At 61.3% G+C, this 13,928-nt stretch carries 12 protein-coding genes; 5 read left to right on the top strand and 7 right to left on the bottom strand.

Translation table 11 applies throughout. The features are described from left to right. Positions 1-65: 65 nt before the first annotated feature. The 5 genes from accC to WBB95_RS12975 form a co-directional block, all read right to left on the bottom strand. On the bottom strand, positions 66-1,427 hold the full coding sequence (gene accC, locus WBB95_RS12995; RefSeq protein WP_424487942.1) for an acetyl-CoA carboxylase biotin carboxylase subunit: 1,362 nt from the start codon (positions 1,425-1,427) through the stop codon (positions 66-68). Positions 1,428-1,444: 17 nt separating this feature from the next. After that, complete coding sequence (accB, locus tag WBB95_RS12990) at positions 1,445-1,903, bottom strand: acetyl-CoA carboxylase biotin carboxyl carrier protein (protein WP_424487941.1); 459 nt, start codon at positions 1,901-1,903, stop codon at positions 1,445-1,447. Positions 1,904-1,927: 24 nt separating this feature from the next. Continuing rightward, positions 1,928-2,383 (bottom strand): type II 3-dehydroquinate dehydratase, encoded by a 456-nt coding sequence (aroQ, locus tag WBB95_RS12985; RefSeq protein WP_012721999.1) that lies wholly within the window; start codon positions 2,381-2,383, stop codon positions 1,928-1,930. Between the two features lie 253 nt (positions 2,384-2,636). Continuing rightward, positions 2,637-4,598: a methyl-accepting chemotaxis protein gene (locus WBB95_RS12980; protein ID WP_424487940.1), complete on the bottom strand. Its 1,962-nt coding sequence runs from the start codon at positions 4,596-4,598 to the stop codon at positions 2,637-2,639. A gap of 53 nt (positions 4,599-4,651) precedes the next feature. Then, positions 4,652-6,322 (bottom strand): diguanylate cyclase, encoded by a 1,671-nt coding sequence (locus WBB95_RS12975; protein WP_424487939.1) that lies wholly within the window; start codon positions 6,320-6,322, stop codon positions 4,652-4,654. A 388-nt stretch (positions 6,323-6,710) separates the two neighbouring features. Here WBB95_RS12975 and WBB95_RS12970 point away from each other — a divergent pair, with 388 nt between their 5' ends. The 5 genes from WBB95_RS12970 to WBB95_RS12950 all read left to right on the top strand — a co-directional run bounded on the left by WBB95_RS12970 (position 6,711) and on the right by WBB95_RS12950 (position 11,886). Next, on the top strand, positions 6,711-7,688 hold the full coding sequence (locus WBB95_RS12970) for a DUF2333 family protein (RefSeq protein ID WP_424487943.1): 978 nt from the start codon (positions 6,711-6,713) through the stop codon (positions 7,686-7,688). Between the two features lie 2 nt (positions 7,689-7,690). Beyond that, the gene (locus WBB95_RS12965) at positions 7,691-8,227 is read left to right on the top strand and encodes an NUDIX hydrolase (protein WP_424487938.1); all 537 of its coding nucleotides are present in this window, start codon (positions 7,691-7,693) and stop codon (positions 8,225-8,227) included. A 183-nt stretch (positions 8,228-8,410) separates the two neighbouring features. Next, on the top strand, positions 8,411-8,782 hold the full coding sequence (locus WBB95_RS12960; protein WP_424487937.1) for a translation initiation factor Sui1: 372 nt from the start codon (positions 8,411-8,413) through the stop codon (positions 8,780-8,782). Positions 8,783-8,924: 142 nt separating this feature from the next. Continuing rightward, positions 8,925-10,838 carry an arginine decarboxylase gene (gene speA / locus WBB95_RS12955; protein WP_424487936.1) on the top strand — a complete coding sequence of 638 codons (1,914 nt, stop codon included), beginning with the start codon at positions 8,925-8,927 and terminating at the stop codon, positions 10,836-10,838. A 154-nt stretch (positions 10,839-10,992) separates the two neighbouring features. Continuing rightward, the gene (locus WBB95_RS12950; RefSeq protein WP_424487935.1) at positions 10,993-11,886 is read left to right on the top strand and encodes an alpha/beta hydrolase; all 894 of its coding nucleotides are present in this window, start codon (positions 10,993-10,995) and stop codon (positions 11,884-11,886) included. Here WBB95_RS12950 and WBB95_RS12945 read toward each other — a convergent pair. Both WBB95_RS12945 and WBB95_RS12940 read right to left on the bottom strand, forming a co-directional pair. After that, on the bottom strand, positions 11,831-13,168 hold the full coding sequence (locus WBB95_RS12945) for an MATE family efflux transporter (RefSeq protein ID WP_424487934.1): 1,338 nt from the start codon (positions 13,166-13,168) through the stop codon (positions 11,831-11,833). The genes WBB95_RS12950 and WBB95_RS12945 overlap by 56 nt on opposite strands. Positions 13,169-13,243: 75 nt before the next feature. Beyond that, on the bottom strand, positions 13,244-13,537 hold the full coding sequence (locus tag WBB95_RS12940) for a hypothetical protein (protein WP_003233162.1): 294 nt from the start codon (positions 13,535-13,537) through the stop codon (positions 13,244-13,246). Positions 13,538-13,928: the final 391 nt, after the last annotated feature.

Raw genomic sequence — 13,928 nt, 5'->3', positions numbered from 1 at the left:
CCCCAACCCTCACCCCCAGAAACAACAAAGCCGCCCCAAAGGGCGGCCCTGTCAAACCAATCAACTCACTGATTGGCCAGCTTGTGTTCCAGGTAGTGAATATTCACACCACCCTCACAGAAGCCTTCATCACGAACCAGATCCCGATGCAGCGGGATATTGGTCTTGATGCCATCCACCACGATCTCGTCCAGGGCATTACGCATACGGGCCATGGCCTCGTCGCGCGTCGCGCCCCAGGTGATCAGCTTGCCGATCAACGAGTCATAGTTCGACGGAACCTTGTAGCCGCTGTACAGGTGCGAATCTACCCGTACGCCGTTGCCGCCCGGTGCATGGAAATGCTTGACCAGGCCAGGGCTTGGGATAAAGGTCTTCGGGTCTTCGGCGTTGATCCGGCACTCCAGGGAGTGGCCATGGATCTTCACGTCGTCCTGCGTATACGACAGCACATTGCCAGCGGCGATGCTCAGCATCTCCTTGACGATGTCGATACCGGTGACCATCTCCGACACCGGGTGCTCTACCTGCACACGAGTGTTCATCTCGATGAAGTAGAAACGACCGTTCTCGTAGAGGAACTCGAAAGTGCCCGCGCCACGGTAGTTGATGTCGATGCACGCCTTGACGCAACGAGCCAGAACTTCCTGGCGCGCCTTTTCATCCAGGCCCGGTGCTGGCGCTTCTTCCAGTACTTTCTGGTGACGACGTTGCAGCGAGCAATCGCGGTCGCCCAGGTGGATGGCGTGGCCTTGGCCGTCGGACAATACCTGCACTTCCACGTGACGTGGGTCGGTCAGGTACTTCTCCAGGTAGACCATCGGGTTGCCGAACCAGGCAGCCGCTTCGGAGCGGGTCTGCTTGGCAGCTTCGATCAGGTCTTCTTCCTTGTGCACCACACGCATGCCGCGACCACCACCGCCACCGGCGGCCTTGATGATCACCGGGTAGCCGACTTCGCGACCGATGCGCAGAGCGGTGGCCTCGTCTTCAGGCAGTGGGCCGTCTGAGCCTGGAACGGTTGGCACGCCGGCAGCGATCATGGCGTCCTTGGCCGATACCTTGTCGCCCATCAGGCGAATGGTCTCGGCTTTCGGGCCGATGAAGGCAAACCCGGATTTCTCCACCTGTTCGGCGAAGTCGGCGTTTTCCGCGAGGAAGCCGTAGCCCGGGTGGATGCCATCAGCGCCGGTCACTTCAGCCGCCGCGATGATGTTCGAGACTTTCAGGTACGAGTTCGTGGCCAGTGGCGGGCCAATGCAGATGCTTTCGTCCGCCAGTTTCACGTGCATCAATTCGGTATCGGCCGTCGAGTAAACAGCGACGGTCTTGATGCCCTCTTCCTTACAGGCGCGCAGGATACGCAGCGCGATCTCGCCGCGGTTGGCGATCAGGACTTTTTGCAGTTTCTTCGCAGGTTTCAACATCGAAGGCGCTCCGCGGTTCAAACGATGGTGAACAGCGGCTGGTCGTACTCAACCGGCTGACCGTTTTCTACCAGGATGGATTCGATGACGCCGGCTTTTTCAGCGGTGATGTGGTTCATCATTTTCATCGCTTCCACGATGCAGATGGTGTCGCCCACTTTCACCGTCTTGCCGACTTCAACGAAGGCTGGCGAGGTCGGTGCCGGGGTGCGGTAGAACGTACCGACCATTGGCGACTTGACCACGAAGCCGTTCAACACAGGTGCGGCCGGGGCAGCAGGTGCAGCGGCGGCGGCAGGCGCGGCGGCCGGAGCAGCAGTTGGCGCTTGCATTGGCTGTGGTGCGTAGAACTGTTGAGCCGGAGTCTTGCTGTGACGGCTGATCCGTACGGACTCTTCGCCTTCCTTGATTTCCAGCTCGTCGATACCGGATTCTTCCAGCAGTTCGATCAGTTTCTTAACTTTACGGATATCCATGAATCATCAACTCCCAAGGGTCGGTCAGGGGCGCTTGGCCGGTTGTTCAAGCTGTTCCAGGGCGGCCTCCAGGGCCAGTCGGTAACCGCTGGCGCCAAGGCCGCAGATCACTCCTACCGCTACGTCGGAGAAGTAAGAGTGATGGCGGAAAGGTTCGCGTTTGTGCACGTTGGACAAATGCACTTCGATGAATGGGATGCTCACCGCCAGCAGCGCGTCACGTAATGCAACACTTGTGTGCGTAAAAGCGGCGGGATTGATCAGGATAAAGTCCACGCCTTCGCCGCGCGCGGCATGGATGCGATCAATCAATTCGTACTCGGCGTTGCTTTGCAGGTACAGCAAATGGTGGCCGGCTTCACGTGCCCGTCGTTCAAGATCAAGGTTGATCTGATCGAGGGTCACTGCCCCGTAGACGCCCGGTTCACGGGTGCCGAGCAGGTTCAGGTTGGGTCCGTGAAGAACCAGTAAGGTCGCCATCGGCTGTTCCTTGTTATTGATGTGGGTACGGCAGAACCCGGCGACTATGCCGCAAAGCCTTTGTGACTGTCCAGTTCTATGCAGTAGGCGGCACGATTAGCGAGGATTGCGCAAAATTTGTGACCGGCGCTCAAAATCTGGTCATTGGTAATACGCTTTCAATGCCTGTGCAGATTCAAGGTGGGAGCAGGCAAGCCAGCTCCCACTTTTGATCTCCATCTGATTTTGGGTCGGTGTGAGGTGGAAGACCGGGTCAGACGCGAAAAGCCTGCACGGCGGTATTGAGCTGCCCACCCAGCACCAACAGGTGTTCACCCTGGCGACGCCCTTGGCCGATGCGCAACAAATTATCCTCGCCCATCTGGTGGATCCGCTCACTGTTGTCGCGAATCTCACTGACGGCGCCACTTTGCTGCGCAGTCACATCGGCAATGCGCACCGCCGTGTCGGAGATGGTCTGGATCGCGCCGACGATTTCATCCAGCGCGCCGTCCGCTGCCTGCGCTTGCTCGGCGGTCGCTTCGGCATGTTCGACCTGGGCGCGCATGCCTTGCACCGATTGATGCGCAGCGGTTTGCAACCCGGCGATCAGGCCCTGGATTTCGGCGGTGGCGCCGGCCGTACGCTGGGCCAATGAGCGCACTTCATCGGCGACCACGGCAAACCCGCGCCCGGCTTCACCGGCCCGTGCGGCTTCGATAGCAGCGTTGAGCGCGAGCAGGTTGGTCTGGTCGGCAATCGAGCGAATCACCGTCAGCACGCCGCCGATGGTGGCGGACTCTTCTGCGAGCTTCTCGATCATCTGCGCGTTTTGCTGCACTTCGCCGACTAGCGCATGCAAACCGGTGAGGCTCAGGCCGATCACGCGTTGGCCCTGTTCCACCGCCTGGCCCGCGCTGCGACTGGCCCCGGCGGCCTGGCTGGCATCACCCGCGACTTGCTGGATAGTCGCTTCCAGTTCACCCAGCGAATCGCGGATCTGCGCGGTATCGCCGGCCTGGCGCTCGGCGCCGTCGTGCAGGCCGCTGCTCAGCTCGGCGAGGGCACGGCTGCTGCCGGCGACTTCTTGGGCATTTCCGCGAATGGTGCCCACCAGGTCCACCAGGTAAGCACGCAAGCGATTCAACGAGGCCTCGATATCGTGGAGTTCGCGGTTGGTCTTTCCCAGCGCGATCGGTTGGCTGAAGTCGCCCTCGGCCCAGGTCGACAGGGCCGGTGCGAGGTTGGTCAACACCCGCGCCAGGCGGCGTTGCAGGGTGTCGATCAGCAGCGCGATCAGCAGGATCAGGCCGATCATCACGCCTTGCATCAGGCGCACCTCGCCCTGGATCTTGCCGTGTTGCGCACGCACGACGGGTTCGAGACCGGCGATGGCCTGGTGCACGGCGGCGATTTTCAAATGGGTGCTGTCGGCCAGCGCGGTACGCAACTGGATCTGGTCGCGCGTGCGCTTGAGTTCGGCGGGGTAGCGCGTCAACAGGCTGTTGAGTTCGCGCTTGAGGTCGACGCCGGTGTCCTGTACTTCGGCTTTTTCGCTGTTTTCCAGGCCCATCATGGCCGAAAAATCATCGGTGCCGGATTCAGTCGTCGCCTTGACGCCGAGCAAGGGCAGCTGCGCCAACACGTCAGCCTGGGTGCGGATACTGGCGACTTCGCGCTCAACGTCATCGGCCAATTCCGCGCGCCCGCTGCTCACCAGCTTGTCGCGGGCCAGGGACAGTTTGCCCAGGTGCTGGGACGCGGCCAGCAGCGGCGGCAGATAACGCGCGGCTTCAGGCGAATTGACGCCAAGGGCGTACTGGCTCAATTGCTCCAGGTTGGCCCCCAGTTCGCGCTCGGCTTGCAGCAGCAGGGCCTGCGGGTCGCCCGCGAGTTTGCCGGCGGCCAACAGGTCGGTTTTGCTGAAGGCGTCCAGCTCCACCAGGCTCGGGCGCAGGTTTTGCGCGAGGTCGGCGGGCAGTTCATCCAAGTGCTGCAGCAAGTTTTCCAGGCGTTGGCTGGCGCTGCTCAAACGCAAGGCGTCGCCGCTGGCGAGGTAGTCGTCGATATTGCGCGCAGCCTGGTTCTGAAAGGTCTGGGAGAGCCCGAGATAGCGCTCCATCAGCAAATAAGGCCGCTCCAGCGCACGTTGCGACCACCACAGCGTCGCCCCGAGCGCGAGGCACACGGCCACCAGCAGGAGGGTATTGAGATTGGTCAGCAGCTTCAGGCGCATGCGTGGTTTCAACCGACAGCAAAAGATAAGTGCCTGAAGTTATTGCGTTTCCATTACAGAGTTATGACGGAATCAGTGGATTCCGGTGAAAAGATGGCACTTTGCTTTGATCCGCGCGCGGCGTGTACGCGGTTGCGCCCGGCATCCTTGGCGCGGTACAGCGCTTCGTCCGCCTGGGCGGCCATCATCAGGCTGTCGGAACCGTCGCACAACTCCACCAAGCCGGCGCTGAAGGTGCACCATAAATCCTGGGGCTGGGCGGGGTAATGGATTTCGGCAAAGCGCCCGCGAATTTCGTCGAGCACCTTGCAGGCCGATTCCAGGTCAGTGTCGGGCATCACGATGGCGAACTCTTCGCCGCCGTAGCGCCCGATAAAGTCGGTCTTGCGCAAACGCTGCTTGAGAAACAGCGCCAGGCTTTTGATCACGCGGTCGCCCATGGGGTGGCCGTGGCTGTCATTGACCCGCTTGAAGTGGTCAATGTCGAGCATGGCAAAGCTCAGTGGCTTGTTCTCGCGGCGTGCGCGGAAGCTGCAGTCTTCGAGCAATTGCAGGATGTGGGTGTGGTTGTACAGCCCGGTCAGGCTGTCGCGAACCATCCGCGCTTTCAGGTTGCGGGCACGCGCCGCGCGGTTGCGCACGGTGGTGATCAGGTGGCGCGGCTTGATCGGCTTGGTGAGGAAGTCGTCGCCGCCTTCGCTCATGGCGTCCAGCTGTTTGTCGAGGTCGTCCTCGGCCGACAGGTAGATGATCGGCACGCTGACGTAGCGGTCATTGTGGCGAATCACCTTGGCCAGTTCGGTACCGGTACAGGCGGGCATGTACATGTCGAGGATGATCAGGTCGGGCTGGAAATCCGCCAGCTCGGCCATCGCCTGGATCGGCTCGATCAAGGTGCGCGTGACGATGCCGGCGCTGTTCAGCAGCCGCTCGGTGTGCAGCGCCTGGGCTCGGGAGTCGTCGATGATCAGCACTTTATACGGCTCGTACTGAGCGACGCAGGTCAGCACTTCGATCTTTTCCAGCAGGCTGGAGGCTTCCAGCGTGCCAGTGAGAAATTCCTGGCCGCCGGCGCGCACGGCGGCGAGGCGGGTCGGGGTGTCGGTTTCGTGCAGGCTGAAAAACAACAGCGGCAGCCGTTGCTCAAGGCCTTCCTGGGCTTCGGCGGCAAGCTTCAGGCCCAGGCCCGTGCCGCAGAAGTCCACGTCCATCACAATCGCCGACGGTAAGCGTTCGGCCATGGACGCGCGAAACGCCGCCACGCTGTCCAGGGACTGGGCGCTCAAGCCAAAGAATTCCAGCTGCTTGGCCAGGCGCTCGGCGCGGTCGTGGTCGGCCAGCATCACGTAGATCGGCTTGCGCATCGGCGGCAGGAAGGTTTGTTCCAGCTGGTCGCCCTGGCGCAGGCCGGTGCGGGACAGGCGCTGCATCAGGCGATTGAGTTCGGTGATCAGTTGGCTGCTCAAGCGGCCGCGATTTTCATCCACAGCCTTGAGGGACTCGCCGATATGCCGCGCCAGTTGGCCGTGCTCCGGCTGTTCGAAGCGCTCGGCAAAGCGCAGCAGGCGCAGGTTGGCCTCGCTGAGTTCGGACAGATCGGCGTTCGACCATTCGCTGCGTTGCAGGCGTTGCCAGATTTCAAGAATTTGACGTGCCTGATGAATTACCCGCTGGGCAAAATGGTGCTTGAGACGCTCACGGCTGGGGTCTTCTGGCTCGGTCATATCCTGACTACTAGTGAAGGTGCATGCTGAGGTCGACTGATGGCTCTATGCTAGCACCTCTTTTCTATTGCATGAGTGTCATACGTCAATTAAGTACGCGTCTGGGTCATTCAGTTTTTGACCTGATGGTCGCGCAGCGTAAAAAGCGTGCATCCTTTATAGTCGAACGCGCCCGCTGCGCCACTTTCGTGAAAAGCCCCGCACCGATGGGCACGATGGGGTAGGGTTGTGGTCGGAGTGTTTGAACGCACCCGGACAATTGATGTGCATGAACTCAAGTGATTGAAAGGATATCGCCATGCTGGACTGGAAAAACCGTGCAGGCAGTGCCAAAGGCCCCGCCCCTGAGCCCAAGTCGACCCAACGCGGCTATTTTCGCAACCTGCTGATGAGCAAAGCCTTGCTCAGCGTGCTGGCCTTGTACCTGTTGGTCACCGGTGGCCTGGGCTGGTACTGGAGCGAAGAGCCGGCGCTGTTCCCGGTCCAGCAAAATGCCCAGCTTGCCGCCGAGAAAGAAGGCAAGCAGATGGTGGTGGGCTATACCACCGTCGAAACCCTCAAGACCGTGGTCGGCACCTTGCTGAACAAGCCTGGCGGCTACATTTCCAACGACCGTTTCCCGCCTGGCCTGTGGATGGACAACATGCCGAGCTGGGAATACGGCGTGCTGGTGCAGGTGCGTGACCTGACCCGCGCCCTGCGTAAAGACTTCGCCCGCTCCCAATCGCAGTCGGCGGAAGACGCAGACCTGGCCAAGGCCGAACCGCGCTTCAACTTCGACAACAAGAGCTGGGTGCTGCCGTCCAGCGAATCGGAATACCAGGAAGGCATCAACTCCCTGAGCCGCTACGAGGCGCGCCTGTCCGATCCTAACCAGCGCGGGGCGCTGTTCTATGCGCGTGCCGACAACCTGAACAATTGGCTGGGTGACGTTGCCACGCGCTTGGGTTCGTTGTCGCAACGCCTGTCGGCCAGTGTCGGTCGCGTCAAGTTGAACACCGCACTGAAAACCGAAGCCCTGGCGCCGGGCGAAGTGCCGCAGGTCGATGAAGAAGTGGTGGAAACGCCATGGATGCAGATCGACAACGTGTTCTACGAAGCCCGTGGCCAGGCTTGGGCTTTGTCCCACTTGTTGCGCGCCATCGAAGTCGACTTTGCCGACGTGCTGGCCAAGAAAAACGCCACGGTCAGCGTGCGCCAGATCATTCGTGAGCTGGAAGCCTCGCAGGAACCGGTGTGGAGTCCTATGATTCTGAATGGCAGTGGCTTTGGCATCCTCGCCAACCACTCGCTGGTCATGGCTAACTATATTTCCCGGGCAAACGCTGCAGTGATCGACTTGCGTCAGCTCCTCAATCAGGGTTGATGATGGACGCTATTCAAAAGGAGGCCGCGCACCGCGCGGCCTCCGACGCTGAACTGATCTGCTGGGTCGACGAGCAAGACAGCCTGCTCGGTGCCCTGGTCAGGTCCGACCTTCGCCAGCGCGGCCTGATTGGCCGTTGCACCTTTATCTTCCTGTTCAATTCCGCGGGTGAGCTGTGTGTGCATCGGCGCACACTGAGCAAGGCCATGTACCCCGGCTTCTGGGACACCGCGGCCGGTGGAATGGTGGCGGAGGGAGAGTCCTACGCGTTGTCGGCGGCCCGGGAGCTGGAAGAAGAACTGGGCGTCAGCGGCGTAGACCTGACCGAACACGACCATTTCTATTTTGAAGACGGCGACAGCAAACTCTGGTGCAAATCATACTCCGCGATCTGGGACGGGCCCTTGCGCCTGCAACCCGAAGAAGTCATGGAAGCGCGCTTTTTACCGCTTGAAATTGTCCTGCAGGAAGCTGAACAAAAGCCTTACTGCCCGGATGCTCAGGAAGGCTTGCGGCGCTATCTGGCTTCACGTCGCTAAAGTTGCATAAATTGGCGCCATTTGGCCCTTAGCAAGTCGGCTTTTTGCCGTTACACTGCGCGACTTTTCACCCGAACCACCTTGGCGGTTCGGTAGCGCTGCCCCTGCCTGAGTGGGGCTTCGCGGTCGGTGGTTCGCCTTTGCGGGCACCGATCAGTCTTTGTCCTCCCAAGAGGATTGCCGGTGGCCAAAAAAGCCGCATCCTTCGCCGCCCTTGGTGGCCTGGTATTTTCCACCGACGCAGGTCGACACTGCCCGGACTGTCGTCAGCCCGTGGACGCGTGCACCTGCAAACAAACCCTGATCCCTGAAGGCGACGGCATTGCCCGCGTGCGACGCGAGAGCAAAGGCCGTGGCGGCAAGACGGTGACCACCATCACCGGCGTGCCCCTGGCCGAAGAGGCCCTCAAGGAGCTGGCCACCGTGCTGAAAAAGCGCTGTGGCACCGGTGGCGCGTTGAAAGACGGGGTCATCGAGATTCAGGGCGATCACGTCGAGTTGCTGTTGGCCGAGCTGATCAAGCTCGGGTACAAGGCCAAGAAGTCCGGCGGCTGAGAGCCTCTTCCCGACCTGTGTCTAAACTCTGTCCTGCGAGTGGGGTCTACCTCTCTTGCAGGCAAATCGTCATTTTCATTCTTTAGACTGCGCCAGCCTCTGATAGGGGCGGCGCCTTCGACTTCATTTATAGGGGACTTCGATGTCCGTACGACGCACACGCAAAGACGATGGCAGCCAATGGACAGTTGCGGACAGCCGCAGTGTTTACGGGATTCGTCATTGGGGGGCCGGGTATTTCGCGATCAATGATGCCGGTCGCGTTGAAGTCCGTCCGAACGGCCCGAACAGCACGCCCGTCGACCTGTACGAGCAAGTCGACGAGCTGCGCAAAAGCGGCCTGTCCTTGCCGTTGCTGGTGCGCTTCCCCGACATCCTGCAAGACCGTGTACGCCAGCTGACCGGCGCTTTCGATTCGAACATCGAACGCCTGGAATACCAGAGCAAATACACCGCGCTGTACCCGATCAAGGTGAACCAGCAGGAAGCGGTGATCGAGAACATCATCGCCACCCAGGACGTGTCCATCGGCCTGGAAGCCGGTTCCAAGCCGGAGCTGCTGGCCGTACTGGCCCTGGCCCCGAAAGGCGGCACCATCGTCTGCAACGGTTACAAAGACCGTGAGTTCATCCGCCTCGCGCTGATGGGCCAGAAGCTCGGCCACAACGTGTTCATCGTGATCGAGAAAGAATCCGAAGTTGAGCTGGTGATCGAAGAAGCCGCGAGCCTCAAGGTCAAGCCACAGGTTGGCCTGCGCGTGCGTCTGTCGTCGCTGGCCTCGAGCAAGTGGGCGGACACCGGTGGTGAAAAGTCCAAGTTTGGTCTGTCGGCGGCGCAGTTGCTGTCGGTGGTCGAGCGTTTCCGCGCGGCCGGCCTCGACCAGGGCATCCGCCTGCTGCACTTCCACATGGGTTCACAGATCGCCAACCTGGCCGACTACCAGCACGGGTTCAAGGAAGCCATTCGTTACTACGGCGAACTGCGCAACCTCGGCCTGCCGGTCGACCACATCGATGTCGGTGGCGGCCTGGGCGTGGACTACGACGGTACGCACTCGCGTAACGCCAGCTCCATCAACTACGACATGGACGACTACGCCGGCGTGGTCGTGGGCATGCTCAAGGAATTCTGCGACGCGCAGAGCCTGCCGCACCCGAACATCTTCTCTGAAAGCGGCCGCTCCCTGACCGCGCACCACGCCATGCTGGTGGTGCAGGTCACCGACGTCGAGAAACACAACGACGAAATCCCGCAGATCGAAAACAAGGAAAGCCTGCCGGAAACCGTGCAATGGCTGGTGGATCTGCTGGGCCCGACCGACATTGAAATGGTCACCGAAACCTACTGGCGCGCCACGCACTACATGAGCGACGTGGCCACCCAGTACGCCGACGGCAAGATCACTCTGGCTGAAAAAGCCCTGGCCGAGCAGTGCTATTTCGCTGTGTGCCGCCGCCTGCACGACTCGTTGAAAGCCCGCCAGCGCTCGCACCGCCAGGTGCTGGACGAGCTCAACGACAAGCTGGCCGACAAGTACATCTGCAACTTCTCGGTGTTCCAGAGCCTGCCCGACACCTGGGCGATCGGCCAGGTCCTGCCGATCCTGCCGCTGCACCGTCTCGACGAAGAGCCGCTGCGCCGCGCGGTGCTGCAAGACCTGACCTGCGACTCCGACGGCAAGATCAAGCAGTACGTCGACGAGCAGAGCATCGAGACCAGCTTGCCGGTACACGCCTTGAATGACGGCGAAGACTACTTGCTGGGCATCTTTCTGGTGGGCGCTTACCAGGAAATCCTCGGTGACATGCACAACCTGTTCGGTGACACCGACTCGGTAAACATCTACCAGCGTGAAGACGGTTCGGTGTACAGCGCCGGGATCGAGACCCACGACACCATCGAAGACATGCTGCGCTATGTGCACTTGTCGCCGGAGGAGTTGATGACTCACTACCGTGACAAGTGCGCCAGCGCGAAGATCAGTGCCAGCGAGCGCACACAGTTCCTGGATGCGTTGCGTCTGGGGCTGACACGGTCTTCGTACTTGTCTTCGTAAGCGACGTTCCACGGCTCTAATGTGGGAGCCGGGCTTGCCCGCGATGGCGGTGTGTCAGTGCAACAATTGTTGTCTGACACGGCACGATCGCAGGCAAGCCAGCTCCCACATTCAGGCCTGCGTTTGGCAGTACCTTCTGTGTGAGGTCTGAACGATGTCGAGCAAGCTTCTGCAAGTGTTCACCCTGGCAATCGCCGCACTCCTCGCGGCGTGTTCGCCGATCAAAGTGCTCAACGCACTCACGCCCTCCAGTACCTTCACCAAAACCTCGGGCATCGCTTACGGCGCTGACCCACGGCAAAAACTCGATATCTACCGCCCTGTCCCCGCGCTATCCAACGCCCCCGTGGTGGTGTTTTTCTATGGCGGCAGCTGGAACAGCGGCTCCAAGGATGACTACGGTTTTGTCGGCGAAGCCCTGGCTTCACGCGGCATCGTGGTGGTGATCGCCGATTACCGGCTCTACCCGCAAGTGCGTTACCCGGCCTTTCTCCAGGACGGTGCCAACGCTGTGGCCTGGACGCATCAACACATCGCCGACTATGGCGCCGACCCTGCGCAGATGTACGTGATGGGGCACAGCTCCGGCGCTTATAACGCGTCGATGCTGGCGCTTGACCCGCGCTGGCTGAAAGCGGTGGGCTTGTCGCCGTCGATGTTCAAGGGCTGGATCGGCCTGGCTGGGCCATATGACTTCCTGCCGATTGAAAACCCTGACGTGAAGCCGGTGTTTTTCTTTCCGGATTCACCGCCGGATTCCCAGCCGATCAACCACGTCAGCGCCGCTGCACCGCCCAGCCTGCTGATTGCCTCGACAGACGACAACCTGGTCAACCCCACGCGCAATACCGGCGGGCTGGCAAGCAAGCTGCGGGCGGCGGGAGTGCCGGTTGAAGCGGTCTATTTCAGCAGGACCAGCCACGCCACGCTGGTGGCGTCGATCTCGCGGCCGTTGCGCTGGCTGGCGCCGGTGCTGGACCGCGTGACCGCGTTTATCCAAGCCACTGATTCTGCCGGTTCAAGCGCCAGGCAATCGCCCCCAGGGTAAGGCTGCGCAGCGCCATGAACAGCAGGAAGGTGAGCCACAGGCCGTGGTTGCCCAAGCCCTGCAACATCCAGGCGAACGGCAGTGTCAGCAGCACGGTCAGCAACATGCCGTTGCGCATTTCCCGGGCGCGGGTGGCGCCGATGAACAGGCCGTCCAACAGGTAGCTCCACACGGCAATCAATGGCAGCACCGCGAGGTACGGCAGGTAACTGTCGGCGGTTTCGCGCACGCTGGGGATATCGGTCTGCATGGCGATAAACAAATGCCCGGCAAGTGTGAACAGCAAGGCAAAGCCAATGCTGGCGATCAATGACCAACCGCCCGCCACCACCAATGAACGCCGCAGTGATTGACGGTCATGGGCGCCGATGGCGTGGCCGCACAAGGCTTCGACTGCGTGGGCCAGGCCGTCCAGCGCGTGGGCGGCCAGCAGCAAGCCGTTGAGCAGCAGCGCATTGGCCGCCACGGTGGCATCACCCAACCGCGCGCCTTGCACCGTGATCATGAAAAACACCGATTGCAGGGCCAGGCTGCGGATAAAAATATCGCGGTTGACCGCCAGCAGTGGGCGCCAGCTCTCCCACACCTTCAAGGCTGCCCAGGCGATATGCCCGGGATAGGCGCGCAGGGCTTTTTGCGTCAGGGCCAGGCCGAGCAGGGCGCCGGTCCATTCGGCCACGACCGAGGCACGGGCGGAACCGACTACGCCCCAGTCCAGACCGAGGACGAACCACAGGTTGAGGGCGATATTGACGAGGTTGGTGGTCAGCAGAATCGCCAGCGGCGCGCGGGCGTTTTGCGTGCCGAGGAACCAGCCCACCAGCGCGTAGCTGGCCAGTGCGGCGGGCAGGCCGAATAAACGCGTGTGGAAAAACTCGCGGGTCAGTTGGTTGAGTTCGGGGGAGGGTTGCATCCATTCCAGCGCCAGTTGGCTCAGGGGAATGCCGACAGTGCCCAGGAGCATCGCCAATCCCAGTGCCAGCAGCAGGCCTTGCAGCAGGATTTGCCGCAGCGCAGCCCCGTCATTGCGCCCGGCGGCTTGCGCGGCAAACCCGGTGGAACCCATGCGCAGAAAGCCCATGGCCCAGGCGAGGAAGGTGTACAGGCTGGCACCGACGGCCACGGCGCCCAGCTGGTGGGCGTGGGGCAGGTGGCCGATGACCATGCTGTCGACCAGGGCCACCAGCGGCACCGAGATGTTCGACAGGATCATCGGCGCGGCCAGGGCCCAGACGCGGCGGTGGGTGGGGCGGTGGCGCCAGTCGGCGAGCAGGGCAGTCATGGAGGCTCCTTGGGGAGCGACATTGTAACCGGCCGTTAACGCCACAACAGATCCAATGTGGGAGGTGTTTTGGGATCAGTGGACGACCCAGCTCAGGAGCCACAAGCCGAGCATCAACCAGATGATGCCCATGATGATCGACGCGCGCATGAACGCGCGGACGGCTGAGTACAAGAGCATCAAGCCGATGATCAACGTGATGATGCTGATGATCGAGGTGTCCATGCCCAGAGTGCGTGACAGGCCTTCGACAAAGTTGCCGCCGGCGTGGGTCAAGGCCCCGAACAGCCCGCTGAGCCCGTCGACGATAAAACGGATGACGGACCCCAGTGCCTGGCCCAACCATTCGAAAAAGCTTTCTACCTGCATGTGTGTGTCCTGATGAGAAGGGGGGCGTGTGTGCCTTTGGTTGTTAATGCGACGGGCTAGTTCCCTGCAAGCATAGAGGTTGCCGGTTTGAGTTTGTGATTAATCATGTGGGGTGGGTGGGTTTTCTGTTGGGGGTATATCCGGCATTTGGGTGATGGCGGATATGGGTTCCGCTTTTACAGCGGGTCACTTTCGAAAAGCGCGAAAGTAACCAAAGCGCTCTTGCCCCTCCACTCGGCACCTCGCATAGGCTCGGTGTGCCCGCACTCCGGCTTGAATCCGTGGGCCGCCGTGACGGGCCATCCATGGCCCAACACGGCTAACCCGGCGTCCTGCCGGGTTACCCACGGATTCAAGCCTGCGTGCGGCCAGCGTGGTTAACGGGGCGCCT

It is taken from the genome of Pseudomonas sp. (assembly GCF_049645325.1).
In the GTDB taxonomy this organism is placed as follows: domain Bacteria; phylum Pseudomonadota; class Gammaproteobacteria; order Pseudomonadales; family Pseudomonadaceae; genus Aquipseudomonas.
Note: the sequence above shows the minus strand (reverse complement) of the source record. Positions and strands in the feature narration are given on the sequence as shown.

Coding starts and splice junctions, on each gene's coding strand:
- accC (WP_424487942.1), bottom strand. CDS start 1,427: ATGTTGAAACCTGCGAAGAAACTGCAAAAAGTCCTGATCGCCAACCGC.
- accB (WP_424487941.1), bottom strand. CDS start 1,903: ATGGATATCCGTAAAGTTAAGAAACTGATCGAACTGCTGGAAGAATCC.
- aroQ (WP_012721999.1), bottom strand. CDS start 2,383: ATGGCGACCTTACTGGTTCTTCACGGACCCAACCTGAACCTGCTCGGC.
- WBB95_RS12980 (WP_424487940.1), bottom strand. CDS start 4,598: ATGCGCCTGAAGCTGCTGACCAATCTCAATACCCTCCTGCTGGTGGCC.
- WBB95_RS12975 (WP_424487939.1), bottom strand. CDS start 6,322: ATGACCGAGCCAGAAGACCCCAGCCGTGAGCGTCTCAAGCACCATTTT.
- WBB95_RS12970 (WP_424487943.1), top strand. CDS start 6,711: ATGAGCAAAGCCTTGCTCAGCGTGCTGGCCTTGTACCTGTTGGTCACC.
- WBB95_RS12965 (WP_424487938.1), top strand. CDS start 7,691: ATGGACGCTATTCAAAAGGAGGCCGCGCACCGCGCGGCCTCCGACGCT.
- speA (WP_424487936.1), top strand. CDS start 8,925: ATGTCCGTACGACGCACACGCAAAGACGATGGCAGCCAATGGACAGTT.
- WBB95_RS12950 (WP_424487935.1), top strand. CDS start 10,993: ATGTCGAGCAAGCTTCTGCAAGTGTTCACCCTGGCAATCGCCGCACTC.
- WBB95_RS12945 (WP_424487934.1), bottom strand. CDS start 13,168: ATGACTGCCCTGCTCGCCGACTGGCGCCACCGCCCCACCCACCGCCGC.
- WBB95_RS12940 (WP_003233162.1), bottom strand. CDS start 13,537: ATGCAGGTAGAAAGCTTTTTCGAATGGTTGGGCCAGGCACTGGGGTCC.